Annotated in this window: 23 protein-coding genes; 5 read left to right on the top strand and 18 right to left on the bottom strand. The window is 62.5% G+C overall.

Features of this window, described 5'->3' with window-relative positions:
* Positions 1 to 7: 7 nt before the first annotated feature.
* Positions 8 to 1750, bottom strand: a complete 1743-nt coding sequence (locus BLW80_RS07355; protein ID WP_093758152.1) for a cytochrome c biogenesis protein DipZ — start codon at positions 1748 to 1750, stop codon at positions 8 to 10.
* A 94-nt stretch (positions 1751 to 1844) separates the two neighbouring features.
* Positions 1845 to 2267: an organic hydroperoxide resistance protein gene (locus BLW80_RS07350; protein WP_093757475.1), complete on the bottom strand. Its 423-nt coding sequence runs from the start codon at positions 2265 to 2267 to the stop codon at positions 1845 to 1847.
* A gap of 147 nt (positions 2268 to 2414) precedes the next feature.
* On the opposite strand from BLW80_RS07350, the gene BLW80_RS07345 reads away from it, so the two are divergent.
* The 3 genes from BLW80_RS07345 (at position 2415) to BLW80_RS07335 (ending at position 5863) form a co-directional block, all read left to right on the top strand.
* Positions 2415 to 2900, top strand: coding sequence for a MarR family winged helix-turn-helix transcriptional regulator (locus BLW80_RS07345; protein WP_093757474.1), 486 nt, complete (start codon positions 2415 to 2417; stop codon positions 2898 to 2900).
* A gap of 93 nt (positions 2901 to 2993) precedes the next feature.
* Entirely contained in the window at positions 2994 to 4205 is a 1212-nt protein-coding gene (locus BLW80_RS07340; RefSeq protein ID WP_093757473.1) for an amidohydrolase family protein, read from the top strand.
* Positions 4206 to 4273: 68 nt separating this feature from the next.
* The gene (locus BLW80_RS07335; RefSeq protein ID WP_093757472.1) at positions 4274 to 5863 is read left to right on the top strand and encodes a gamma-glutamyltransferase family protein; all 1590 of its coding nucleotides are present in this window, start codon (positions 4274 to 4276) and stop codon (positions 5861 to 5863) included.
* Here BLW80_RS07335 and BLW80_RS07330 read toward each other — a convergent pair whose 3' ends face one another.
* The 10 genes from BLW80_RS07330 to BLW80_RS07285 form a co-directional block, all read right to left on the bottom strand.
* Positions 5864 to 7456 carry a class I adenylate-forming enzyme family protein gene (locus tag BLW80_RS07330; RefSeq protein ID WP_093757471.1) on the bottom strand — a complete coding sequence of 531 codons (1593 nt, stop codon included), beginning with the start codon at positions 7454 to 7456 and terminating at the stop codon, positions 5864 to 5866.
* Between the two features lie 145 nt (positions 7457 to 7601).
* Positions 7602 to 8513, bottom strand: coding sequence for a CDF family Co(II)/Ni(II) efflux transporter DmeF (dmeF, locus tag BLW80_RS07325; RefSeq protein ID WP_093757470.1), 912 nt, complete (start codon positions 8511 to 8513; stop codon positions 7602 to 7604).
* An 11-nt stretch (positions 8514 to 8524) separates the two neighbouring features.
* On the bottom strand, positions 8525 to 8800 hold the full coding sequence (locus BLW80_RS07320; RefSeq protein ID WP_093757469.1) for a metal/formaldehyde-sensitive transcriptional repressor: 276 nt from the start codon (positions 8798 to 8800) through the stop codon (positions 8525 to 8527).
* Positions 8801 to 8897: 97 nt separating this feature from the next.
* Complete coding sequence (locus BLW80_RS07315) at positions 8898 to 10433, bottom strand: SpoVR family protein (RefSeq protein WP_093757468.1); 1536 nt, start codon at positions 10431 to 10433, stop codon at positions 8898 to 8900.
* Positions 10430 to 11701 carry a YeaH/YhbH family protein gene (locus tag BLW80_RS07310; protein WP_170849644.1) on the bottom strand — a complete coding sequence of 424 codons (1272 nt, stop codon included), beginning with the start codon at positions 11699 to 11701 and terminating at the stop codon, positions 10430 to 10432. Before BLW80_RS07310 ends, BLW80_RS07315 begins: the two co-directional genes overlap by 4 nt.
* Positions 11702 to 11726: 25 nt before the next feature.
* On the bottom strand, positions 11727 to 13670 hold the full coding sequence (locus tag BLW80_RS07305; RefSeq protein ID WP_089267701.1) for a PrkA family serine protein kinase: 1944 nt from the start codon (positions 13668 to 13670) through the stop codon (positions 11727 to 11729).
* A gap of 352 nt (positions 13671 to 14022) precedes the next feature.
* Complete coding sequence (locus BLW80_RS07300) at positions 14023 to 14481, bottom strand: DUF1178 family protein (RefSeq protein WP_089267700.1); 459 nt, start codon at positions 14479 to 14481, stop codon at positions 14023 to 14025.
* Positions 14478 to 15377: a carbon-nitrogen hydrolase family protein gene (locus tag BLW80_RS07295; protein ID WP_093757467.1), complete on the bottom strand. Its 900-nt coding sequence runs from the start codon at positions 15375 to 15377 to the stop codon at positions 14478 to 14480. The genes BLW80_RS07300 and BLW80_RS07295 overlap by 4 nt, the downstream gene beginning before the upstream one ends.
* A complete protein-coding gene (gene grxC / locus BLW80_RS07290) occupies positions 15374 to 15649 on the bottom strand; it encodes a glutaredoxin 3 (protein WP_068729362.1) in 276 nt (91 codons plus the stop codon). The genes BLW80_RS07295 and grxC overlap by 4 nt, the downstream gene beginning before the upstream one ends.
* Before the next feature lie 30 nt (positions 15650 to 15679).
* Positions 15680 to 16489 (bottom strand): ComF family protein, encoded by an 810-nt coding sequence (locus BLW80_RS07285; RefSeq protein ID WP_093757466.1) that lies wholly within the window; start codon positions 16487 to 16489, stop codon positions 15680 to 15682.
* Positions 16490 to 16566: 77 nt separating this feature from the next.
* Between BLW80_RS07285 and BLW80_RS07280 the strand changes: the two genes are divergently transcribed.
* A complete protein-coding gene (locus BLW80_RS07280; RefSeq protein ID WP_093757465.1) occupies positions 16567 to 17415 on the top strand; it encodes a methyltransferase domain-containing protein in 849 nt (282 codons plus the stop codon).
* Here the strand turns inward: BLW80_RS07280 and BLW80_RS07275 are convergent.
* The 4 genes from BLW80_RS07275 to BLW80_RS07260 form a co-directional block, all read right to left on the bottom strand.
* Positions 17412 to 17810, bottom strand: a complete 399-nt coding sequence (locus BLW80_RS07275; protein WP_244528033.1) for a (deoxy)nucleoside triphosphate pyrophosphohydrolase — start codon at positions 17808 to 17810, stop codon at positions 17412 to 17414. The genes BLW80_RS07280 and BLW80_RS07275 overlap by 4 nt on opposite strands.
* 15 nt (positions 17811 to 17825) lie before the next feature.
* Positions 17826 to 18320, bottom strand: coding sequence for a hypothetical protein (locus BLW80_RS07270; RefSeq protein WP_089267695.1), 495 nt, complete (start codon positions 18318 to 18320; stop codon positions 17826 to 17828).
* Positions 18317 to 19564: a bifunctional glutamate N-acetyltransferase/amino-acid acetyltransferase ArgJ gene (gene argJ / locus BLW80_RS07265; RefSeq protein WP_093757463.1), complete on the bottom strand. Its 1248-nt coding sequence runs from the start codon at positions 19562 to 19564 to the stop codon at positions 18317 to 18319. Before argJ ends, BLW80_RS07270 begins: the two co-directional genes overlap by 4 nt.
* A gap of 146 nt (positions 19565 to 19710) precedes the next feature.
* Entirely contained in the window at positions 19711 to 20013 is a 303-nt protein-coding gene (locus BLW80_RS07260; protein WP_170849603.1) for a hypothetical protein, read from the bottom strand.
* A gap of 200 nt (positions 20014 to 20213) precedes the next feature.
* On the opposite strand from BLW80_RS07260, the gene BLW80_RS07255 reads away from it, so the two are divergent.
* Positions 20214 to 20690, top strand: a complete 477-nt coding sequence (locus tag BLW80_RS07255; protein ID WP_089267692.1) for a hypothetical protein — start codon at positions 20214 to 20216, stop codon at positions 20688 to 20690.
* Positions 20691 to 21745: 1055 nt separating this feature from the next.
* Here the strand turns inward: BLW80_RS07255 and BLW80_RS07250 are convergent.
* Positions 21746 to 22747, bottom strand: a complete 1002-nt coding sequence (locus BLW80_RS07250) for a Bug family tripartite tricarboxylate transporter substrate binding protein (protein ID WP_093757461.1) — start codon at positions 22745 to 22747, stop codon at positions 21746 to 21748.
* A 277-nt stretch (positions 22748 to 23024) separates the two neighbouring features.
* A complete protein-coding gene (locus tag BLW80_RS07245; RefSeq protein WP_093757460.1) occupies positions 23025 to 24275 on the bottom strand; it encodes an MFS transporter in 1251 nt (416 codons plus the stop codon).
* Positions 24276 to 24598: the final 323 nt, after the last annotated feature.

Here is a 24598-nt window from a genome sequence, read left to right as displayed (position 1 = left end):
GTCGTCATCAGCCGAAGGTGAAGGCATAGGCCCGCACGCTCGGATCGAGGAATTCGATTCCGAATGTGCGGTCGGTCACGTCGCCAACTTGCCGCACCAGTTGATACAGTTTTGCATCCGTGACGGTGCCATATCCCTCGGCATCGGTATCGGTGCCGTGGCTGGCGCCGGGCGCCGCACCATCGATGGTCACGCGGAAGCGCACCGGCTTGCCGTCCGGCGATGGGCCGAGAACCAGATGCAGGTCGCGGGCGTGGAAACGATAGGCGATGCGACCTGACGTATCGTCGAGCTGCGCATATTCGCGACCGATGGTCCATGTGCCGCCCAGCGTCCAGCGGTTCAGCGGTAGCATGTCGATGCCGCGATAGAGGCTCGGCACGTCTTCGCGTGCGCCGCCGGGCGAGGTGAAGCCGCTGGCCTGTCCATAGCCGAGATAGGTTTCCGACGACCGGAGTTGGACTTCGTCCGCCGCAACCTGCGTGCCTTCGGCTGTCACGGTTGCTGCGTCGTCGGTTGGCTTGTGGCCGGCCTCGGCAAGCAATTGCTGGATCACCTTTTCCGACGTCGCATAGTTGCCCTCGCCGATTGCCTGATGACGGATGCGACCATCGTCACCGACGAAATAGAGCGCCGGCCATGCATTGTTGCTGAAGGCGCGCCAGATACGGAAGTCGTTGTCGATCGCGACGGGATAGCCGACGCCGAGCTTCGTCGTTGCGGTGCTGACATTGCCGACGTTCTTCTCGAAGGCGAATTCCGGCGTGTGCACGCCGATCACGACGAGGCCCTGATCGCGATACTTCTCGGCCCAGGCACGCACATGCGGCAGCACGCGCAGGCAGTTGATGCAGGAATAGGTCCAGAAATTCACCAGCACGACCTTGCCCTGCAGGTCTTCAGCCTTCAGCGGCGACGTGTTGAGCCATTGCCTGCTGCCCACGATCGATGCGAGCGGACCAGACAGTGATGCATGGGGTGTGGCATTGCCGATGGACGTTCCGGCCTGCGCAGATGGCGCGGGCTGCAGCGTGTCGATCAACTTGCTCTCAAACGCGGTCGTCGACGGCAGAGATAGTTGCGTTAGCAGGCGCGTATCCAGCCCGGCCCAGATCGCGATGGCGCCGAGCACCACTGCGCCACCCAGCGCGCGACGCACGCCGTCGCTCCATGGCATCAGCTCGCGCGATTTGGCGAGCAAACGTCCGCCCAGTAGCATGCCGGCGGCGAGTGACGTTGCCGCACCAAGACCATAGGCGAGCAACAGCAACACGGTATCGATTCCCGGCCCGTGCAGTGCCGCGCCGGTGAGGATCAGGCCCAGCACCGGTCCGGCACAGGGTGCCCAGACGAGGCCCGTCGCGATGCCGAGTAGCAGTGACGACAGCGGCGCGCGATGCGCGTTTGCATCATTCTGGCCGGCCCAGCCGGACAGCTTCACGCCGAGTAGCACCAGCGGCGCCATCAGTCGCGTGGCGAGAGTCGGCAACAGCAGTGCCAGGCCGAACAGCGTCATCGCGATGAGGGCGATGGTTCTGCCATAACGATTTGCCTCGATCGCCCAGTTGCCGGCGACAGAGGCGAGGCTGGCGGCCACCGCGAAAGTCAGTGTGAGGCCAATCAGCAAGGGCAATCCGCTGCGGCGAAACGGTTCGTCCGCGCGGGCGAGAATGATCGGCAGGATCGGGAAGATGCAGGGCGATGCGATGGTGAGCAGGCCGGCCGCATAAGCGAGGATGAAGAGCGTCACGGTGATCTCCAAAATACACGAGTGAAGCCGGCAACCATTCGGGGGAGCGCCGCGATCCGCGGACCGGTTGACGGTCCGCGGAAGAAGGTGAGGGTCAGATCAGGTTGATCGCGACATTGATGTTGCCGCGCGTTGCCTTCGAGTAAGGGCAGATCTGATGCGCGGCATCGACCACCTGGCGCGCGATGTCCGGCGCGAGGCCGGGCAGGCTGACATTGAGGCGAGCCTGCAGGAAGAAGTCGCCGCCGGTGGTGCCGAGATCGACTTCGGTGTCGACGGCGACGTCGGCCGGCAGCGTTACCTTCAGATTGCTGGCGGCGCGCCCCATGGCGCCGATGAAACAGGCCGACCAGCCGGCCGCGAACATCTGCTCGGGATTGGTGCCGGCGCCAGCCGAGCCGGGAGGCGACAGCTTGACGTCGAGCCGGCCGTCCGAGCTTCGCGACGCGCCATCGCGGCCACCGGTGGTGTGGGTCTGGGCGGTGTAGAGAACCTTTTCGATGGTGGCCGAGGTCATGATCGTCTCCTTTTATATCGTGTGCGATGTAATCGAGTGCGATATAAATAGCGGGGTAGGCGCCCTTGTCAACTCTTCCGATTTAATCGCATCCGATATATATGGGTCCGATAGGTCACGTTCTCGTGTCCCTGACGGAGTGCAAACATGCCATCCACCAAGCCCAAATCGATTGAACAAGCCTCCGCCGATTCCGCGCGGGCCGGCCCGAAACTGTCTGATTTCCTCTGTTTTTCGATCTATTCAGCCAATCTGGCCTATGGCCGGGCCTACAAGCCGATCCTCGAAAAGCTCGGCCTGACCTATACCCAGTACATCGCCATCGTCGCGCTGTGGGAGCAGGACCGGCAAACTGTCGGCAGCCTCGGCGAAAAGCTGTTTCTGGAGTCCAACACGCTGACGCCGATCCTGAAGAAGCTGGAAACCATGGGCTATCTGCGACGGCAGCGCGATCCCGAGGACGAGCGGCAGGTGGTGGTCAGCCTGACCGACGAAGGACGGCGGTTGCGCGAGAAGGGGCTGACCATGAATCTGGTCAAGGCATCCGGTCTTGAGCCCGACGAATTCAAGAAAATGCAGCAGGGCGTCGCCACGCTGCGCGACAACCTCATCAAGGCTGCGCGCGAGAGCTGACCGACGCATTGGCCATGCAGCGGCCGGCATGCGGGTGCATGCTGTGTCGTCCTCCTGTAACCTCGCGGCAGCAGATCAGTCCGAGAGGTTGGCGTGAGCGACATCGACACGATTTTTACGCAGGCGAAATTCGCAGACGGTAGCCTCAACGCGATTGCCGTCAGCGGCGGCCATATCACCTCGGTCACATCCGGTAGTAATCCCGCACCGACAACCGCAGAGACCGTCGATCTCGGCGGCACGCTTGTGATCCCGTCCTTCGTCGAAGGTCACATCCATGTCGACACCAGTTTCTACGGCGATATCTGGCGGCCGCATGTGCCCTATTCGAACGGCTTCAACGTGCAGGAGCGTGTCGCTATCCAGGCCGACAACATGGCCAAGGCCGCGCCGATGGCCGAGCGCGCGCGGAGCCAGCTTGAGCTTTGCCTCGGGCACGGCAGCACGCGGATGCGCAGCCATGTGATGGTGGACGGTTCGGTCGGTCTCAAATCGCTTGAGACCATCCTCGCCGTGCGCGAGGCGCATCGCGACCTCATCGATATCCAGCTTGTCGCCTTCCCGCAAAGCGGCATCCTGCGCAGTCCGGGCACGCCGGATCTGCTCGATGCCGCTTTCGATCTCGGCGCGAACGTGATCGGCGGTCTCGATCCCGGTGGCTTCGACCGCGATGTCGAGAAACATCTCGATGTGGTGTTCGGCATCGCCGAGCGCCGCGGCGTTGATGTCGATATCCATCTGCACGATCCCTCGATGCTCGGCATTTTCGAGATAGAACAGATCTGCGCGCGCACGCAGGCGCTGGGCATGCAGGGCCATGTCGCCGTCAGCCACGCTTATTCGCTCGGCGATGTCGCGGCTGACGTGGTTCAGCGCACGGCGGCGGCGCTGGCTTCGAGCGGCGTGGCCATCATGACCAATGCGCCGGGCGCGCGGCCGTTTCCGCCGGTGAAGCTGTTGCGCACTGCCGGCGTCACGGTGTTCGGCGGCTGCGACAATATCCGCGACTCGTGGTGGCCCTATGGCGACGGCGACATGCTCGGCCGTGCGATGATGATCGGCTACCGCTCGGGCTTCAATACCGACGAAGACCTGATGCTGGCCTTCGGCATCGTCACGGCCGGTGGTGCGAAAGCGCTGCGGCTGGAAGATCACGGCCTCCGCGTCGGCGCCAAGGCCGACTTCGTCGCCATCGATGCACCGCACGTGCCGCAGGCCGTGGTCGATCTGCCAAAGCGCCGCGCGGTCTACAAGAACGGCCGGCTGGTTGCGCGGGACGGCGAGATCGTCGCCCGAAAGGCTTGAATCATCGGCTGGACGCGTTACGACTGCGCCAAACAAAGCTGGCATGCCACGAGTTCTGGAGACGACGAATGCTTGAAACACCGCGCGCGCGACGGGGCATGGTTACCTCGCCGCATCACTTGGCGTCGCAGGCCGGTCTCGATGTGCTCAAGGACGGCGGGACCGCTGTGGAAGCGGCGATCGCCGTAGCGGCGGCGCTCGCAGTGGTCTATCCGCACATGACCGGCATCGGGGGCGACGGCTTCTGGCTGATCGCCGAGCCCGGTAAGGCGCCGATCACGGTGGATGCCTGCGGTCGCGCCGGCGCAGCGGTGGACCTTGCTTACTATGCGTCGAAGGGCGCTTCGGCGATTCCGTTCCGCGGACCGCTCGCTGCCAACACCGTCGCCGGGACCGTGTCCGGCTGGCAGAAGGCGCTGGATGTTTCGAAGCATTGGCAGAAGCCGCTGTCGCGCGAACGCCTGCTCGACAGCGCAATCTATTATGCCGAGAACGGCATCGTCGTCACGCGCAGCCAATCCGAACTGACGTCTGAGAAATTCGCGGAGCTGAAGGACCAGCCGAATTTCGCCGGGACTTTCATGCCGAACGGGCAGGCGCCGGACGAAGGCGATATCATGAAACTGCCGGCGCTCGGCGCGACGCTGAAGCGTCTGGCCGTCGAGGGCTTCGAGAGTTTCTACAACGGCAAGCTGGCCGACACGATCGCCGCTGACCTCGCCAGGGTCGCATCGCCCGTCACCGCGGCCGATCTGCAGAACCATCAAGCCAGCGAACGTCCGCCGCTATCGACCACCGTGCGCGGCGCGCACCTGTTCAACATGGCGCCGCCGACGCAGGGCCTGTCGTCGCTGATGATCCTCGCGATGTTCGATCGCCTTGGTGTCACCCAGGCCGAAGGTTTCGATCACATCCACGGTCTGATCGAAGCCACCAAGCAGGCGTTCATCGTGCGCGACGAACATGTCGGCGATCCCGATCACATGACGGTGGATCCGGCGTCATTCCTCGACGATGCGAAGCTTGACGAACTGGCGCGCCATATCGATCGCAAGATTGCGCTGCCGTGGCCGCATGTGCGCAAGCCCGGCGATACCATCTGGCTCGGCGTCATCGACGGACAGGGCCGATCGGTGTCGTTCATCCAGTCGGTCTATTTCGAGTTCGGCTCCGGCGTCGTGCTGCCGGAAACCGGCATCTGCTGGCAAAATCGCGGCGCCTCGTTCCGGCTTGCCGAGAGTGGCTGGAATGCGCTGAAGCCGGGCCGCAAGCCGTTCCACACGCTCAATCCCGCGATGGCGATCTTCGATGACGGCCGTCGTATGGTTTACGGAAACATGGGCGGCGAGGGGCAGCCGCAGACGCAGTCGGCGGTGTTCTCGCGCTACGGTATGTTCGGCATGCCGCTGCAGCAGGCGGTGACCGCGCCGCGCTGGCTGCTCGGCAAGACCTGGGGCGACGAGAGCGTCACGTTGAAGGTCGAGGATCGCTTCGATCCCGCGTTGATCGAGCAGCTTCGGGCTGCCGGTCACGTGGTCGAGGTGCTCGGTAGCTATACCGGTACCATGGGCCATGCCGGCGCCATCGTGCTGCACGCTAACGGCGTGCTCGAAGGCGCGACGGACCCGCGCTCGGATGGCGCTGTCGCCGCTTGGTGATCAGCTCGCCATCATCTTGCGTAGCTCGGTCTTGAGGATCTTGCCGTTGGCGTTGCGCGGCAGCGGCTCCTTCAGGAAGGTGATGGTGTCCGGCACCTTGTAATCGGACAGCCGCTCCGCACAGTATTTGCGGATGTCGGCCTCGTTGCCGCCATCGGGGCTATAGACGAAGGCGTGTACGCGTTCGCCCAGCACTGGATCCGGCTTGCCCACCACAGCGCTTTCGACGATGGCGGGATGATGTGACATCACGTTTTCGACCTCGGTGCAGTAGATCTTGAAGCCGGCGCGATTGATCATGTCCTTCTTGCGGTCGACCACATAGACATAGCCGTCCGCATCCATGTGGCCGATATCGCCGGACCGCCAGTAGCCGCCGACGAAGCCGGTGCGCGTGGCATCCGGATTGTCCCAATAGCCCGGCACGACCATTGCGCCGGCAATCAGCAATTCGCCGTCCTGACCGGCCGGCATCTCGCGGCCGTCGTCATCGGCGACCACGATATGCGCGCCGATGACGGGGCGCCCGACCGAATTGATCTTTCCGACCGGCGAGCCGGGCGGAAACATCGTTGCGGGTGATGAAGTCTCGGTCGAGCCATAGGCATTGCAGAGATTGAGCTTCGGCAGCACCTCGGCGAGGCGCTTGATCGTCGCTTCCGGCATCGGCGCCCCGCCGAAGCCGGCGATGCGCCAGGCCGTGAGGTCGTGGGTCTCGAAGTCCGGCTGCAGCAGGCAGAGATTATACATTGCCGGGACCATCAGCGTGTAGGTCATGCGCTCGCGCGCGGCGACGGCCAGAAACTCCGGCGCCTTGAATGCTGGCAGGATTACGGTGGTGCCGGCGACATTGATGGTCGCAAGGATCAATGCCACGAGGCCGGTGACATGCGACGCGGGCACCGCCAGTATCGTGACGTCACCGTCGTGCAGACCATAGCCGTGCTGGAAGTTCAGCAGCGAATGGATGATGCTTGCATGGGTAAGCATCGCGCCTTTCGGGTTGCCAGTGGTGCCCGACGTATAGAGCAGAAACGCGGTGTCCTCTTGAGTCAGCTCAGGCAGAGCAGCGACAGGCGCATCTTTCATCAATTCCGTAAACGACGGCGCACGGCCGCTGCCGACCACCCACTGATTGCGCAAGCCCGCATGTGGTGCGGGCAGGTTGGCCTCGCAGTCGGCGTCATAGACGAGCGCTGAAGCCCCACACTGCTGCAACACATAGTCGATCTCGGGTGCGCGTTGCCGCGTATTGAGCGGGACGATAATCATGCCGGCGCGGACGGCGCCGAGCGCGCAGAAGATGAATTCCAGGCAGTTGCCGAGCAGCATCGCGATGCGCTCACCTTTCTGGAAACCGGAGGCGATCAGATTGCGGGCGACATTCTCCGCGACGCGGTCGAGCTCCGCATAGGTGACTCGTTTTTCGCCGAGCACCAGCGCAACGCCATCGGGCTTCCGGGCCGCAGCAGCACGGAGCATCGCATCGAGGTTCGGCGAACGATCGGAGAAACAGGCGACAAAGCGTTCGCCGTAGAGAACTTCATGGCGGGTGGTCGGCGTTGAGGTGTCCGGCGCGATCTGTCCTTGCATGTCCGTCCCAGACGTTTTTTTGCGCGTCGCAATCGGCACGTCCCGCCATTTGGCTGGCGATGATGACGTCAGGTTAATCAGCCAAGCCGTGAATGCCAACCCGCTTCGCTGCATGGCTCGTAACGCGGGAGATGTGCGTCCGACGCTAGCGCGCTTCCACAGTCACGTGCTGCAATTCATGCACGGCGGCGAGGCGCTGCCGCACCGTCTCTGTGCTGGCTCCGCCGGCAAAGCCGACGATCGCGGCATGCGCACCGGGGCCGACGCGCCACACGTGGAGGTCGAAGATGCGGGCGTCGCCGGGGCGCTCGACCTCATCGCGGATTTCCTGTTCCAGATGCGGATCTGACGTGTCGAGCAACACGGCCGCCGTGTCGCGCAGCAGATTCCACGCCCAGGCGGCGATGACGATGCCGCCGACGATGCCCATCACGGGATCGAGCCAAACCCAGTTCAGATAGCGGCCGGCTAGCAGCGCGGCGATGGCGAGCACCGAGGTCAGCGCATCGGCCAGCACATGCATGAAGGCGGAGCGCATGTTGTTGTCGTGATGATGCGCGCCGTGGTGATGGTCGTGGTCATGACCGTCGTGATGATGGCCGCCGCTCAGCAGAAACGCACTGGCGATATTCACGATCAAGCCGATGACGGCGATCACCGTGGCTTCGCCGAAGGCGACTGCGGACGGATTGAATAGCCGCTGCACGGATTCGACGGCGATGCCGAGGGCGATGATCGCCAGCACCAACGCGGAGGCAAAGCCGGCGAGATCGCCGACCTTACCTGTGCCGAAAGTAAAGCGGCGGTTATGTGCGTTGCGGCGTGCATAAGCATAGGCGCCCGCAGCAATGGCGAGCGCCACGGCATGGGTCGCCATGTGGAAGCCGTCAGCCAGCAGCGCCATCGAGTTGAAGACTGTGCCGGCAATGATCTCGCCGACCATCATCAGCGCCGTAAGGACGACCACCCACAGTGTGCGGCGGGTGTTCTCGTCATGATTGTCGCCCAGAAACATGTGCTCGTGGGACAGGTGGTCGATGTCGGAGTGGGTGCGCATGCTGCCCGTCCTTATTTCGCGTAGCGCCGGATGGCGGCGATGAGTTCTTCGGCGCCCGCCGCACGGTCGTCGGTGCTGAGACCGGGATGGGCGACATGCTCGCGGACATGGTCCTCGATCAGTTCATCCATCAGCCCGCTCACGGCGCCGCGCACGCCTGCAACCTGATGCAGAATCGTGGCGCAGCCGGCGTCTTCGGTGATGGCCTTCTCGATGGCGGCCATTTGGCCGGCGAGCCGACGGACCCGGGCGAGCAGCTTGGTCTTGTTAGCGGCGAGATGCGACATAGGATAGTCCCCTACCCTATATTTCGTCCGAGCGAAAGTCCCCGCCCGGCGACAAGCCGGGCAGGGGAGTTTGCGGGAGGAAACGGAGAGGGATCGATCAGGCGGCCGCAGCCATCACGCGGGGATGGGCGACGTGTTCCTTGAGCACCAGGCCGGAAGCATCGACCTCGGCAAGCGAGACGTCGTAGCTCCAGAGATCGGCGAGATGCTGCAGCACCCGCTTGGCGTCGGCCTCATTCAACAGGGCGCCATTGAGCACCGAATGCTTCAGCATCAGCCGGCGATCGCCGGCGAGGTCGACGTCCACCACTTCGACATTCGCATCGATCAGGCCGACGTCGTACTGACGCGCCAGCACACGTCGGACGCGGCGATAGCCACGCTCGTCATGGATGGCGTCGACGCGGATGCCTTCCGACACGGCCGGGTCGTCATGCAGGTGGAACATCCGCATGTGGCGCATCAGTCGTGGGCTCAGGAACTGGCTGACGAAGCTCTCGTCGCGGTAGTTCGCCCAGATATCGCGCAGGACCGCCATTGCATCGCCTTTGCCGGCGATATCGGGAAACCACGCGCGGTCTTCGTCGGTCGGATCGGTGACGATTTTTTCGATGTCCTGCATCATTGCGAAGCCGAGCGCATAGGGGTTGAAGCCCGAGAAGCGCCGGTCATCGTAATTCGGCTGGAACACGACATTGGTGTGCGACTGCAGGAATTCCAGGAAGTTGCCGTCCGAGATCTGTCCGGTCTGATGCAGTCGGCTCATGATGCGATAGTGCACGTAAGTGGCCGTGCCTTCGTTCATCACCTTGGTCTGACCTTGCGGGTAGAAATATTGCGAGATGTGCCGGACGATGCGGATGAGTTCGCGCTGCCAGGTCTTCAGGCGCGGTGCGGATTTCTCCAGAAAATACAGCAGGTTTTCCTGCGGCAGGCCGAGCAGGGCGCGTCGTCGCTCCGCGCTGAGCAGTGAGGCACTCTTCGCCCGCCCGGTCGGCACCGTGCGCCACAGATCGTTGAACGAGGTTTCTTCGTGATTGCGGCGCTCTTTGGCGCGTTTTTCCTCGGCCCGCAAATCCAGCGATTTTTTGCCGGGATAGCGATCGACGCCGTGCGACATCAGCGCGTGCGCGGCGTCGAGCGTCTGCTCCACCGCTGCGCGGCCATGCTTTTCCTCGCACTGCGCCACATAGCCCTTGGCAAAATCGAGATAGTCGAGAATGCCGTCGGCGTCGGTCCACTGCTTGAACAAATAATTGTTCTTGAAGAAGTGATTATGGCCGAAAGCGGCGTGGGCAATTACCAGCGTCTGCATCGTCGCCGTGTTTTCCTCCATCAGGTAGGAAATGCATGGCGACGAGTTAATAACGATCTCATAGGCCAAACCCATCAGGCCCTTGCGATAGGACGCTTCCTGATGGGCGAATTGTTTGCCGAACGACCAGTGCTTGTAATACAGCGGCATGCCTACGGACGAGTAAGCGTCCAGCATCTGTTCGGCGGTGATGACCTCGATCTGGTTCGGGTAGACGTTGAGGCCGAGCTCCTTTTCGGCAATCTCCTCGCAGGCATCGTGGATGCGCTGCAATGTGGTGAAGTCCCAGTCCGCGCCTTCGTAGAGACGGTCTGTCATGGAGCCACCCTCTCCTTGGCCTGGCGACGTTGAAACAGGTCGTGGAACACCGGAAAGATCTCGCTGCGGTCGTTGACCTTGCGCATCGACAGCGGTGCACCTTCCGCGCGCAGCCGCTGATACAGCGTCCACAGTGAGGATTCCGACATTTCGAACGGATGGCTGCCGGATTCGCCCACTTCCAGATAGGCGAAGAACTGCGTCACCGGCAGGATCATGTCCTTGAGCAGGCGGCCGGAGAGATCGCCATCGGCATAAGAGTTGTCGCCGTCCGAGGCCTGTGCGGCATAGATATTCCAGTCGGCGGGGCGATAGCGTGACTGCACGATCTCATGCATGGCCTGCAGTGCGCTGGAAACCAGCGTGCCGCCCGACGCGGGGCCGTGGAAGAAGGTTTGCTCGTCGACTTCCTCGGCACGGTCGGTGTGACGGATGAAGACGATCTCGACCTTGCGATAGCGACGCGTCAGGAAGACGTAGAGCAGCATGTAGAACCGCTTGGCGAGATCCTTCATGTGCTCGGACATCGAGCCGGAGACGTCCATCAGGCAGAACATCACCGCCTGCGCCACCGGCTTCGGCACGTTCTCGAAGCGGCGATAGCGGATGTCGATGGGATCGATGAACGGAATCCGCCGCATCTTGGATTTCAACCGCGTGATCTCTGCCAGCAATTCGGGGCGGCGCTCGTCACTGCAATGCTCCAGTTCAGCTTCCAACTGTGCAATGGCCTCGGGTCGCGGTCGCTGCAGTGCAACCCGTCGTGCCATGGCCAAGCGTACGGTGCGGCTGACCGAGATATTGGCAGGCGAACCGGACGTCGTATATCCAGCGCGGCGCAGGCCTTCGTTTTCGACTTCGGCCAGCTTGCGCTTGGAAAGATCCGGCAGTTCCAGGTCGTCGAGGAAAATGTCGACGAACTCCTCCCGGCTGAGCACAAACCGGAATGCATCCTCGCCGTCGCCTTCACCGGCATCGTTCGATCTGCCGCTCTTCGATTGCGGCCGCTGAAGGTAATCACCTTCCACGAATTTCACGTTGCCGGGCAACACCCGGTCGCGAATGCCGCCTTCGCGATAAAAGCGGGGCTCGTTCATCCCGTCGAGCGGGATGGACACTTCGCCGCCTTCCAGGACGTCTTTGATGTCGCGGTCCTGGGAGGCTTTCTTGACGGCTCCCTGAACCAGAGCTTTCGCGCGTCGCAAGAACCGCTGGCGGTTCTCAAGACTCTTGCTGCTCGGGTTCAGGCGTCTATCGACGATATGCATGGCCACGTTATGTTGGCTCCTTGCGTCAGCCGGCCTGTTTCACGCGCATATACCATTCGACGAGACGGCGAACCTGGCGCTCGGTGTAACCGCGAACGATCATCCGCGCGACGAAGTCGTCATGCTTTTTCTCGGTCTCGCCGTCCTTCTTCGATCCGAAGGAGATCACCGGAAGCAGATCTTCAACTTGAGAGAAGATGCGCTTTTCGATGACTTCCCTGATCTTCTCATAACTCGTCCAGGTCGGATTCTTTCCACCGTTCTGTGCTCGCGAGCGAAGCGAGAACTTCACGACTTCGTTGCGGAAGTCCTTGGGGTTGGCGATTCCGGCTGGTTTTTCGATCTTGCTCAGTTCCTGATTGAGCAATTCGCGATCGAGCAATTGTCCGGTGTCAGGATCCTTGAAGTCCTGATCCTCGATCCAGGCATCGGCATAGTCGACGTAGCGATCGAACAGGTTCTGGCCGTAGTCCGAATAGGATTCCAGATAGGCTTTCTGGATTTCGTGACCGATGAACTCCGCATAACGCGGCACCAGCTCGGCCTTGATGAATTCGAGATAGCGTTTTTCGACTTCATCAGGCATCTGCTCCCTGCGGATCGCTTGCTCCAGCGTATACATCAGGTGCACGGGATCCGCCCCAATCTCCGACGTGTCGTGATTGTAGGTCGCGGCCAGAACTTTGAACGCGAAGCGCGTCGAGGCACCGTCCATGCCTTCATCAACACCGGCGGCGTCCTTGTATTCCTGAACGCTGCGGGCCTTTGGATCCGACTCTTTCAGGCTCTCGCCGTCATAGACCCGCATCTTGGCGAAGGTGGTCGAGTTCTCGTGCTTGCGCAGCCGCGACATCACGGAGAAGCGCGCCAGGGTTTCCAGCGTCGCCGGTGCGCAAGGTGCGGTGGCGAGTTCGGAACCCTGAATGAGCTTCTCATAGATCTTCTGTTCTTCGGTGACGCGCAGGCAGTACGGCACCTTGATGACGCAGATACGATCGATGAAGGCTTCATTATTCTTGTTGGCCTTGAAACTCTGCCACTCGGACTCGTTGGAGTGGGCGAGAATCACGCCAGTGAACGGGATGGCGCCGATGTTTTCGGTGCCGATATAGTTGCCTTCCTGCGTCGCCGTCAGAAGCGGATGCAGCATCTTGATTGGCGCCTTGAACATTTCGACGAATTCAAGCACGCCCTGATTGGCGCGGTTGAGGCCACCGGAATAGCTGTAAGCGTCGGGATCGTTTTGGGCGAAGATTTCGAGCTTGCGGATATCCACCTTGCCGACCAGCGAGGAGATGTCCTGGTTGTTCTCGTCACCGGGTTCGGTCTTGGCGATGGCGATCTGGCGCAATCGCGACGGCTGGATGCGGGCGACACGGAATTGCGAGATGTCGCCGCCGAAAGCTTCGAGCCGCTTGTAGCACCACGGACTCATGAGACCCGTAAGCCGCCGGCGCGGAATGCCATATTTCTCTTCGATCATCGGGCCGAGCGTGTCGGGATCGAACAGGCTGAGCGGGCTTTCATAAACGGGAGAGAGTTCGTCGCCAGCTTTCAGCACATAGATGGGATGGACTTCCATCAAGGCCTTGAGGCGCTCGGCAAGCGATGATTTGCCGCCGCCGACCGGGCCGAGCAGATAGAGAATCTGCTTGCGCTCTTCGAGGCCCTGCGCCGCATGGCGGAAGAAGGCGACGATGCGCTCGATCGTATCTTCCATGCCGTGAAAGCCGGCAAAGGCTGGATAGCTACGGATGGTACGATTCAAAAAAATACGGCCAAGGCGTGGATCCTTGGCCGTGTCTATCATTTGAGGCTCGCCGATCGCCGCCAGTAGGCGTTCCGCCGCGTTCGCATATCGCATCGGGTCCCCTCTGCAGGATTCCAGATACTCGGACATCGACATGTCCGTCTCACTTCGGGCTTCGTAACTTCTAGCGAACGCATTGAACAGAGAATCGTTGTACATGATCCCTCTCTCCTTGCTGGTCGGCCGTCCTGTTGGTCGCGATGCTCCTAAGGTGGTAACGGAACGCGTCTTTCCGATCGCGACTCAACATCAGCACTATAGCCTTCAGGACACATCCAGGTCCGAAATCGCGCAATGCGATCTGAGTGCAGTGCGCGACTCATATTCAGGCACTTGCTTATAAGTTAGGCGAGTTTTGCCATGTCTCAAGGGCTAACAAAGCGATTGTGCACGCCTGTGACTCGAACGCCACAAAGTTGCCGTATGTGGGAAGCTTTCGGAATCATGTACCGACGGCGCAGTTTGGATGAGTCGAAACGCGCACAAGAATGCTGGTGAGCGGAGGTTGCGCTCAGTTCCGATCGCTGGGCAGGACAGGCAGCGGAGTCACCTCGATACCTTCATCGATCAGCGACCGTGCTTCATCCGGCGTCGCTTCGCCGTAGATCGGACGATGTTCGATGTCGCCATAATGCATCTTGCGGGCTTCGGTCGGGAAGCTTTCACCGACATTGTCTGCGTTTTTGGTAACGTGATCGCGCAGTTCTTTCAGCTTGGCGCGCAGTTCGGCCTCCTGCGGCGCCATCATCAGCGGGGCTGTGGTCTCGGAACCGGCGTCAGGGGCGGGTGCCGGGCGATTCTTGCTCTTGCCCACGATACGCGGGGCCATAATGGCCTTTTCGACCTTCACCGATCCGCAATTCGGGCAATTCACCAGCTTGCGCTTCACCTGGGAGTCATAGGCGCCGGAACTCTGGAACCAGCTTTCGAAAGCATGGCCCTTCTCGCAGCGCAGGTCGTAACGGATCATGTCGCTTGCCGGACAAGGTGCAGATAGTCTGGGCCCGATTTGGGATCGCTGACGCTGAAACGGCGGCCGTGCTGCAGGGACGGTACGGTCTTGCGCGCTTCCGTCACCTTCGCAGGATCGATCTTGGCCAGAATGAAGCCCGGCTCGATGCCCGTCGCTTCGGCCAGAACCACGCCCCACGGGTCGATAATCAGCGAGTGTCCATATGTCGCACGCTTGTTCTCATGCACGCCGCCCTGGGCTGCCGCAAAGACGAAGCAGCCGGTCTCGATGGCGCGGGCGCGCAGCAGCGTGTGCCAATGGGCTTCGCCGGTCTTCTGGGTGAAGGCCGAGGGCACGGTGAGGAACGAGGCGCCGCTTTCGGCCAATGCGCGATAAAGCGCCGGGAAGCGGACGTCGTAGCAGATGGTCAGACCGATGCGGCCCCAGGGGAGATCCGAGATGACGGCGGTCTCGCCCGGTTGATAATTCGCGGATTCGCGATAGCTCTCGCCGTTCGGCAGGTCGATGTCGAACATGTGGATCTTGTCGTAGCTCGCCAGGACATTGCCGTCCGGTCCGATCAGGAACGAGCGATTGGCGGCGCGTTCGGGGTTGGCCAGCACGGCCAGCGATCCGATATGCAGGTAGATCTTCAGCTCCGCGGCGAGCGCGCGATAAGCCTTCAGCGAGAGGTCGTCTTCCTCCGGGCGCAGATGTTCGAACAGCGCTGTGCGGTTGAGCTGCATCATGTTGCTCACTTCCGGCGTGAGCACATAGTCGGCGCCGGCGAGCGCGGCTTCGCGGATCAGATGCCGGCCCTGTTCGAGGCTCGGCTCCGGCAGCAGGCCGGTGCGCATCTGCACCATTGCGGCGGTGAAGGTCTGGGGCTCGGACGTCGGAGATGTCTGGCTCATGAGGTGGCCTTCTCGCCTGCGATCATGGCGTCAAATTTGCCTTCGCGGTCCAATGCATAGAGATCGTCACAGCCGCCGATCAGGGTGCCATCGATGAAGATCTGCGGGAAGGTGGCGCCGGGATAGGTGCGGTCGAACATTTCCTGGCGCAGCTTCGGATCGGTCGCAGTGTCGAAATGGGTGAATGCAGCTTTCTTGCGCTGGAGCAGCGAGATCGCGGCGCTGCAATAGCCGCAGCCCGGGCGGGTGTAGATTTCAATAGCGGCGGCCATCGGGTGCTCCAGTTGCAGGGAAGTGCCTGATTATATGGGGACCTTGTGGGCCTCCACAACCCGCGCGAAGACCAGCACATCGACCTGGGCCGCCTTGGCGCGCAGCAGCGCCCGTGCGCAGGCGTCCGTCGTGGCACCCGAGGTCAGCACGTCGTCGACCAAAATGACGCGGCGGCCCTGGATTTCAGCCCGGCGTTCAGGTGGGACCTTGAAGGCGCCCTGGACATTGCTGGTGCGCTCGCTGCGCGACAGGCCGATCTGGTGTTCGGTCGGGCGTATTCGCCGCAAGGCGTCGCGGGATATCGCAACGCCGCTCTGCCGGCCGATGGCCCGCGCCAGCGCGCCGGACTGGTTGAAGCGCCGGCTGAAGCCGCGCCGCCAATGCAGCGGCACCGGCACCAGAAGATCAGCATCCGCGAGCAAATCCTTCCCCGCACGCGCCATCCAGCGACCCATGATTGGCGCGAGGTCTGTCCGGTCATGATATTTCAACTGATGCACCAGCGTGCGGGCGACATCGTCATAGCGCACGGCGGCGCGGGCGCGGTGATAGGCCGGCGGATCGGCAATCGCCTGCATCGACAGGATGCCCGGGCCGGGATCATAGACAAACGGAATGCCGAGCCGGCTGCAGAACGGTGGCGCGATGAAGGAGAGCTGGCCCCAGCAGGCCGCGCAGACGCCTTCGCCGGCGACGGGCTCCCGGCAGGCGACGCAGAGCGTCGGCAGTGCGATGTCGAGCGCAAGACGGGCAGTTTGCGTCCATGCAGACCGGCAAAGCTTCAGCGCGCCGCGCAATTGCGCGGGGAGGGACCATGACACTGTCGCCTCGACGTCCATAGGTTGAAGGCTAGAGCCCTCCTGCGCCGATCTCAAGCGCGATTGCCAGATCCCTGGTCTTCGGCGTACCAAGCCGCATGGCTCAGACCCCGAATGCCGCACCTATCTTGTTCGATCGCGCTCTGCTGCGGGCGCGGCAGGCGCGCGCATCGCGGCTGGGCGCCGAGAATTTCCTGCTGGATCGTGTCATCGCCGACATGGATGAGCGATTGCAGGCGGTGTTGCGCCAGTTCGACAATGCCGCTGACGTCGCGACGCCGGGCAACCGTCTGCGCGATGGTGTGGCCGGGCGTGTCGGCCGTCTCACACATGCCGACGTGCCCGATGTCGAAAGCGATGGTCTCAATCTCGCACCGGCGTCGCTCGATCTCGTTATCTCCGGGCTCGGGCTGCACTTCGTTAACGATCTGCCAGGCGTGATGGCGCAGATCCGCCGCGCGCTGAAGCCTGACGGCTTGCTGCTGGCCGCAATGCTTGGCGGCGACACGCTGACCGAGCTGCGGCAGAGCTTCGCCGCGGCGGAAGCCGAACGCGACGGCGGCATCTCGCCACGCGTCGCACCCATGGCCGATCTGCGCGATGTCGGCGCCTTGCTGCAGCGCGCGGGATTTGCGCTGCCGGTGACCGATGTCGATCGCGTCGTGGTGCGCTACGACAGCGCCTTCGGTCTGATGCAGGATCTGCGCAGGATGGGCGCCACCAATGTGCTGGTCGAGCGCCGTCGCGCACCGCTGCGCCGCGCGACACTGCTGCGGATGGCGCAGATCTATGGTGAGCGTTTCGCCGATCCAGATGGCCGCATCCGCGCGACTTTCGACATCATCTGGCTCTCCGGCTGGGCGCCGCATGAGAGCCAGCAGAAGCCGCTGAAGCCGGGCTCGGCGAAAGCAAGTCTCGCGGATGCTGTGAGGGGGCTGAAGCCCTAGAGCAGATCGATCAGATGCGGGATCAGCGGGATATCCGCAGCCGGCATCGGATAGTCGCGCAGCTTGTTCGGCCGCACCCAGGCGAGGTTCTGGCCTTCCTTGGAGATCGCGAGGCCTTCCCAGCGCCGGCAGATATAAAGCGGCATCAACAGGTGGAAGTCCTCATAGGCATGGCTGGCGAAGGTCAGCGGCGCGAGGCAGGCTTCCTTCACGGTGATCCCGAGTTCTTCATCGAGCTCGCGGATCAGCGCGGCTTCCGGCCGTTCGCCGGGCTCCAGCTTGCCGCCGGGAAACTCCCACAGGCCAGCCAGCGCCTTGCCTTCCGGCCGCTGTGCAATCAGCACGCGGCCGTCGGGGTCGATCAATGCGCAAGCGACGACGAGAACCATTTTCATCGGATATATCTCACTTCAAGAGACTAGCGCTGCGCAGCTTGGAATCTCGCCCGGAGGCTGGCGCGTGAACGTCGGGTCATTGTCCTTGCGCGCAATGCCTGCAGCGGGCTTGATGCGGATATCGACAATCAATGGCTTCGTACCGCGCGGAAATCTCAGCGTATAGCCGAGCGTATCCGTGCCGTCGAACCCCGGGCGGGATCGATAGACGACCTCCACGCCTTCGATTTCCATCGGCATGCAGTGCTTGGCGCCACCGAACAACACATTGCTTGGTTTGACCAGGCCGCTGCGCAGGCAGACGAAACCATGAGCGGGTGCGGTGTCGAGCTGAACCTGCGGAATGCCGACGCTCTTGCAGGCATTGTTCCAGCGTGCGCCAATGCCGATGCCCACTTCCTTGTTGCTCTCGGTCGCGCGTCGCATGCGCCCGACCGGCAGGTCCTTGGCCAAGGCCTCCGTCGAAAAGACGATCGCCGCCAGACCGATGCCCGCGGCGATCCTCTTCACGACCGATAATCGCCGTTGATCGCGATATATTCCTTGGTGAGGTCGCAGGTCAGCACGCGGTCGCGCGCTTTGCCGAGGCCGAGCGCCACCTTGATCTGGATTTTCTGCTCTTTCATCGTCTTCGAGACCTCGGCCTCGTTATAGGACGGGTCGCGCGCGCCGGACTTGGCGACGCGGATGCCGTTGAACGAGATCGACAGCTTGTCGCGATTGGCCGGCTGGCCGGCCTTGCCGACGGCCATCACCACGCGTCCCCAATTGGCGTCTTCACCGGCAACGGCAGTCTTCACCAGCGGCGAATTGGCGATCGACATGGCGATCTTGCGGGCTGAGGCCTTGGTGGTTGCGCCTTCAACGATGATCTCGATCAGCTTGCGGGCGCCTTCGCCGTCACGGGCGACCTGTTCGGCGAGGTCGGCGAGCAGCGTCTGCAGCGCCTTCACGAATGGCTTTAGCCTGACGTCGCTGGCCTTGGTGATCTTCGGTGCGCCCTGGGCCGCCGCGGCACCGGTGGCGAACATCATAAGGGTGTCGGAGGTCGAAGTGTCGCCATCGACCGTCACGGCATTGAACGTGTCATCGACGCCCGCCTTGAGCAGCGCCTGCAAGGCCGGCGCGCTGATCGGCGCGTCGGTGAAGACGAAGGACAGCATGGTCGCCATGTCCGGTGCGATCATGCCCGAGCCCTTGGCGATGCCGTTGATGGTGACTTTAGCCTTGCCGAGTTTCACGGTGGCCGTCGCGACCTTCGGGAAGGTGTCGGTGGTCATGATCGCCTTGGCGGCGTCCATCCAGCCCTCGGGCGTCGCGCTATCGGCCAGCGTGGCGAGAACACCGTCGAACTTGGTGGCGTCGAGCGGCTCGCCGATCACGCCGGTCGAGGCGAGGAAGATCTCGTTCGGCTTGCAGCCGACGGCCTTGGACGCGATGTCGCCGGTCAGCTTGGTCGATGCCTTGCCGGTCTTGCCGGTGAAGGCATTGGCATTGCCGGAGTTGACCACCAGCGCCTGCGCCTTGCCGTTTTTCAACACCGCGCGGCACCACTCCACGGGAGCCGACGGGCACTTCGACGTGGTGAACACGCCGGCTGCCGTCGTGCCCTTGTCCATCACCGCGAGCAGCACATCGGTGCGGCCGGTATAGCGGATGCCGGCAGCGGCCGTGGCGAGGCGCACGCCTGCAATGGCGGGTAGTTCGGGAACAGCGGTCGGGGCGAGGGGGGAGACGGGCAGCGACTTGGCCATGAGTGCTTTCAGCTTTCGTAAAAAGATGAAGCGCTCTGTATCACCTCTGCCACCGTGGTGGGAGAGGGCTTCATGGCGAAGGGAGCAATGTCATGTCTCCGTCATGGCACCCGTCCGGTTGCGCATGATCCTGTCCGAAACCGGGACTAGCCCGGGCCGAACTTGAACTTCCCATCATCTTCGAGGAACGGACCGCTGCGCATATAGAGCTGGCCGTTCTCGCCGATGAAGAAGAGCGTGTTCTTCGGCACTTTCTTGGCGCCCTTCAGCAGGAATTTGGCATTGTTGGTGCCCATCTTGTACGCGAAGGTCTTGCCTGACGCGTCGTAGCCATAGCCCATGTCGGGCGAGAGCACCCAGGGCGTCGGCGCCTGAGCCAGAGCAGGGCCGGCAGGGGCTGATGTCATCAGTGCGGCGGCGCACAGCATCGTAAAGGCTCGAGCGGTCATCCCAAATTCTCCGAAACGTGTTTTTGAAAGTACATCGCGGCTGCGCGGTTGTCTTGAACAAATCACGAACGGTGACAGCCCGTCAATACGACATGCGGTCGCGACAGAGTTTGTTATTTCGCAAGCGCGGTCTGACGACTATCTTTCGCTTTCGGGCTAAGCCGGTCCACGATGAATGCGGCGATGGGGATGATTCGACAATGCGAGCGATCGTGAAAAGTCTTTTGGTTGTTGGCGCGGTGGTATTGGCGCCCGGTCTTGCTGCGGCAGATGATTTCAAGCTCAGCAACAACCAGCGCATCTCCTGCGGGCGTGGGCTTGCCGCAGGCAAGCTGAGTACGGCGACCTGCCGCTCTTATGCCTATCTGTTCAATGCGAAGACCTCGGAATATTTCCGTTGCTCGGTGTCGCTATCGATGACGCGTGATGCCAAGGAAGTCATCAACGTCCAGAGCGACGGCGCCTGCGTGAAGAAGCCGCGCGTGTTCGATACCGACTCCAGCTATTCCTTCGATGCCACGGAGACCGAGCCGCCGAACACCAATTCGTTCTTCGGCAATGGTGGTTTTGCCATGTGGGTCAGCGACAACACCCAGCAGAAAATCCGTGGCTGTGTCACGATTCCGTCAGGCCTCGGCTCGGACGTGTCGCGCTGCATCGATATGAAGTTCGAGTAGACGGTCTTCCTTTTCCCTCCCCCTTGCGGGGAGGGTGGCCGGCCGCTTGGCCGGTCGGGCGGGGGTGCCACAAGCGGCGCTCTCACGTGGGGCACCCCCACCCCGGCCTCCACTTCGTCGATGCTACGCATCGCCTCGTTCGGCCGACCCTCCCCGCAAGGGGGAGGGGTCCTACAAACGCCTATGCGCTATCGCTGATTCAACTGTCAAACAGCCACTGCTCTTCAGACATGCGTCATCGCCCCCATTGTTTGCGGCGCGGGGGCGCCGTCGTGTTTTGCATTCCCACCCTCTTGTGTGAGAGGGCGTGCGGAACGCCGGGTGCCCGTTGCACCCTTGGGCCTGATGCGAATGCGGTCTTCCGCAATCTAGAGTGCATCAGGACTTTCGGAGGCGCCGAGCAAGTGCCCGACGTTCCGCCTGCGGTGTTTTTTCGGTTGCTTGCACTTTGCCTCAACGAACGCTCCGATCGCGAATTAAAGTCCCAAGGCGATGGGAAGGGAGCCTCAAGCGACTAGGCCGAACGCGTTTCGAGTTGGTCGTCCGTCACACTGTCCAGGGCTCTTTCCATCTCAAGGTCGGCCGTCTCCTTGCCAGTGGCAGTGCTGGCGCAGATCCGTCCTGCCCGAAGACAGACGTCACCCCCAAACCGCGTGACGCCGCATCTCCGGCGTCCACCGCATCCCACCCCGCGAACGTGACGATCGCGATCGCCCCTCTCGGTGGGGCAGGACGTTGGGGAATATAAACCTGATAGGGATGTTGTCAACGGGATATAGGAATAAATGTTTGGGTGCGTTCCCTCAATTGTCATTCCGGGGCGTGCCCTTGCGCGAGCCCGGAATGACAATTGAGGACCCAGCGCATCCGGGCTTACGCACGTCCTCAGGCAAACCAATTGGTTTGCCGGGGAATGCAGAGTGTGAAGCAGTGCCAACCACTCAAAAAGGCAAAAGGGGCACGCGGTTCAGCGCGTGCCCCTTCGATGTGTTGAGCTCAAGATAGAGAGCAAGACAGGCAGGCGCGTCTAACGCCCTGCCAACCCTGCGCTGCCCTTACTCCGGCTTGATGCCTGCGAACTGGGCGACCTTGCCCCACTTCTCGATTTCGGACTGCACATAGGCATCCATGTCGGCCGGCGAACCGCCGGTCGGATCGGCGCCGAGCTTGATCAGGCGGGCAGTGCCGTCGGCCGACTTGATGAACTTGTCGGTCGAGGCGTTGAGCTTGGCGATGATCTCCTTCGGCGTCTTCGCCGGGGCTGCGATGGTGAACCAGGAGGCGGCGTCGTAGCCGGGAACGCCGGCTTCCGCGATGGTCGGAATGTCCTTCATCGGCTCCCAGCGCTTGCTGGTGGAGACGGCGAGTGCGCGGATCTGGTTGCTCTCCGCGAAAGGCTGCGCCGCCGGCAGGTTGTCGATCATCACATGGACGCGGCCGCCGATCAGGTCGGTCAGTGCCGGGGCGCTGCCCTTGTAGGGCACATGGGTCAGCTTCACGCCGGTCATCGACTTGAACAGTTCGGTCGACAGATGCGCGGTCGAACCGAGGCCCGGCGTGCCGTAGAAATATTCGTCCGGCTTGGCCTTGGCGAGTTCGATGAATTCCTTGACGCTCTTGGCCGGCAGCGAGTTGGTGACCGAGAACAGGTTCGGCACCTTGGCGATCACGATGACCGATGCCAGATCCTTGACCGGATCATAGGTCATGTTCTTGAACACGAACTTGTTGATGGCGTGGGTGCCGGGCGTGCCGACCAGGAAGGTGTAGCCGTCGCCTTCGGCCTTGGCGACGAAGTCAGCGGCGATGTTGCCACCGGCACCGGCCTTGTTCTCGACGATGAACTGCTGGCCCATCTCTTCAGACATCTTCTGCGCGACGACGCGCGCCAGAATGTCGGTGGTGCCGCCGGCCGCGAACGGAACGATGAACTTCACCGGCTTGGTGGGCCACTCGGCTGCGCTGGCGCGGCGCGACAGGATCGGCAGGGTGCCGAGGGCAGCCGCGCCGCCGAGGATCACGGAGCGGCGGGACGGGAAGCGGATCGATGATGACATCTCGAAGAGTCCTTTTGCATGTCGGACAGGCCGCGCGGCTGCGACGCGCGATCTGATTGAGGGTGTTTAAGACATTGACGGGAGGCCGGGATCAAGTGGGAACCGGCACGGCTGGGGCAACGAACCCGACGGTCCGCTTCTGCGACTCATCTGCGCAACCGGCAGGTCTTTCCAGCTTCTCCCGATCAGGCGTTTCCATGGACAACATGCATGGGAACGTACTGGGTGGATGGTACTATCCTGCATTGCGAGTTGCTACCGCAATGCAATACCATCCTTAAGCATTTGGTACTAACGGCTGATGACGTGCGTCGGAAGGTCGCGTCTCCGGCATGGCGACAATGAACAGGATGAGGCCGATCCCCGCCAAAGCGGCCAGCGCCAGGAATGCCGCGCTGTAGCCGGCCTTCACAACGATCATGCCGGCAATGGCCGTGCTGAGCGCGCCGCCCAATCCCGCGGCGGTGGCGATTGCGCCCTGGCTGATATTGAAGTGGCCGGTGCCATAAGTGAGGTCTGCGACCACCAGCGGGAAGATCGCACCGAAGATTCCGGCGCCGATGCCGTCGAGGGTCTGCACGCCGACCAGCCAATAGGGATTATCGGAGAGCGGATACAGCGCGCCGCGCAGCGCCAGCACGGCAAGCGCGCAGGCGAAGATCGGCTTGCGGCCCCAGACATCGGCCTTGCGGCCGACCAGCATCGCGACCGGCACCATCACCACTTGCGCCGCGACGATGCAGACCGACATCAGCGTGGTGCCGAGCTCGCTGTTCACCAGTGCGAGTTTCTGGCCGACCAGCGGCAGCATCGCCGCATTGGAGAAGTGAAACAGCACGGTGGCGGCGGCAAATATCAACAGCGGCTTGCAGGTCAGCAGCACCTGAAAGCCAGAAGGCCGGTCGGCGGCATCGTGATCGTGCGTGTCGTCGAGATCGCCAAGACCGCGGGCCATCTGATGATCGATGGCATCGGCGGGGATCGCCAGCGTCGCGAGGATGCTCGCCGCAGCCATCGCGGCCATCAGCCAAAACACGACGATGGGCCCGAAGGCATAGGCGAAGATGCCGGCCAGCATCGCCGCCGTCGCATTGCCGGCATGGTTGAACGCCTCGTTGCGGCCGATCCGGCGGGCAAAGGCTTTGGGGCCGACAATGCCGAGTGTGATCGCCGCCAGTGCCGGCGCGAAGACGGCGGCCGCGACGCCGGTGAGCGCCTGCGTGGTGGCGACGAACAGGAAGCTCGGATAGAGCGGCAGCACGATCGAACCGAGCGTGACGATGACGGCGGCCACAACAACGGCGGCGCGCTTGGCCGTGGTCTTGTCAATCAGGGCGCCGGCAGGGGTCTGCGCGACGATGCCAGCGAGGGCGGCGACCGACATCACGATGCCGATGGAGGCCTCGTCCCATTTCTGGACTGTCAGCAGATAGATCGCGAGATAGGGCCCGAGTCCGTCTCGGACATCGGCGAGAAAAAAGTTCAGCGCGTCGAGCGGATGTTTGATCCTGTTGGCGTCGTCGTGCACGCGCGGCCCTCACGGCACGGCAGTGCCCGGCAGGCAACGGCGCGATAGCACGCCGGTTCCGCGGTATTCGTCGTGGCCGCTATCCCATCAGTTGTCGTCCCCGCCTAGTGCGCCGAAGGCGCACGCGGGGCGGGGACCCATAACCACCGAGGTAGAAGTTAAAGCGGCGGCAGAGCCACGGCGACCTCGGTGTCATCATGCTTCCGGCGTGTATGGATCCCCGCCTACGCGGGGATGACAGGAGAGTGGGTTGTTACTCCCTCAAACAGAAGCCGCGACACTTGCGTGCCGCGGCTCAAAGTCTGGTCGCGTGATGGCCGGTC

This window comes from Tardiphaga sp. OK245 (assembly GCF_900108575.1).
Lineage (GTDB): Bacteria > Pseudomonadota > Alphaproteobacteria > Rhizobiales > Xanthobacteraceae > Tardiphaga > Tardiphaga robiniae.
This window is presented reverse-complemented; position numbering and strand designations above follow the sequence as displayed.

Bases quoted from the DNA above. Each gene is read 5' to 3' on its own strand.
- BLW80_RS07275 (WP_244528033.1), bottom strand. From the start codon at position 17,810: ATGAAAATGGTTCTCGTCGTCGCTTGCGCATTGATCGACCCCGACGGC.
- BLW80_RS07260 (WP_170849603.1), bottom strand. From the start codon at position 20,013: ATGACCGCTCGAGCCTTTACGATGCTGTGCGCCGCCGCACTGATGACA.
- BLW80_RS07350 (WP_093757475.1), bottom strand. From the start codon at position 2,267: ATGACCTCGGCCACCATCGAAAAGGTTCTCTACACCGCCCAGACCCAC.
- BLW80_RS07330 (WP_093757471.1), bottom strand. From the start codon at position 7,456: ATGCAAGGACAGATCGCGCCGGACACCTCAACGCCGACCACCCGCCAT.
- BLW80_RS07305 (WP_089267701.1), bottom strand. From the start codon at position 13,670: ATGTACAACGATTCTCTGTTCAATGCGTTCGCTAGAAGTTACGAAGCC.
- BLW80_RS07310 (WP_170849644.1), bottom strand. From the start codon at position 11,701: ATGCATATCGTCGATAGACGCCTGAACCCGAGCAGCAAGAGTCTTGAG.
- argJ (WP_093757463.1), bottom strand. From the start codon at position 19,564: ATGGCCAAGTCGCTGCCCGTCTCCCCCCTCGCCCCGACCGCTGTTCCC.
- BLW80_RS07295 (WP_093757467.1), bottom strand. From the start codon at position 15,377: ATGAGCCAGACATCTCCGACGTCCGAGCCCCAGACCTTCACCGCCGCA.
- grxC (WP_068729362.1), bottom strand. From the start codon at position 15,649: ATGGCCGCCGCTATTGAAATCTACACCCGCCCGGGCTGCGGCTATTGC.
- dmeF (WP_093757470.1), bottom strand. From the start codon at position 8,513: ATGCGCACCCACTCCGACATCGACCACCTGTCCCACGAGCACATGTTT.
- BLW80_RS07345 (WP_093757474.1), top strand. From the start codon at position 2,415: ATGCCATCCACCAAGCCCAAATCGATTGAACAAGCCTCCGCCGATTCC.
- BLW80_RS07320 (WP_093757469.1), bottom strand. From the start codon at position 8,800: ATGTCGCATCTCGCCGCTAACAAGACCAAGCTGCTCGCCCGGGTCCGT.
- BLW80_RS07285 (WP_093757466.1), bottom strand. From the start codon at position 16,489: ATGGACGTCGAGGCGACAGTGTCATGGTCCCTCCCCGCGCAATTGCGC.
- BLW80_RS07280 (WP_093757465.1), top strand. From the start codon at position 16,567: ATGGCTCAGACCCCGAATGCCGCACCTATCTTGTTCGATCGCGCTCTG.
- BLW80_RS07250 (WP_093757461.1), bottom strand. From the start codon at position 22,747: ATGTCATCATCGATCCGCTTCCCGTCCCGCCGCTCCGTGATCCTCGGC.
- BLW80_RS07335 (WP_093757472.1), top strand. From the start codon at position 4,274: ATGCTTGAAACACCGCGCGCGCGACGGGGCATGGTTACCTCGCCGCAT.
- BLW80_RS07300 (WP_089267700.1), bottom strand. From the start codon at position 14,481: ATGATCCGTTACGACCTGCGCTGCGAGAAGGGCCATGCTTTCGAAAGC.
- BLW80_RS07315 (WP_093757468.1), bottom strand. From the start codon at position 10,433: ATGACAGACCGTCTCTACGAAGGCGCGGACTGGGACTTCACCACATTG.
- BLW80_RS07255 (WP_089267692.1), top strand. From the start codon at position 20,214: ATGCGAGCGATCGTGAAAAGTCTTTTGGTTGTTGGCGCGGTGGTATTG.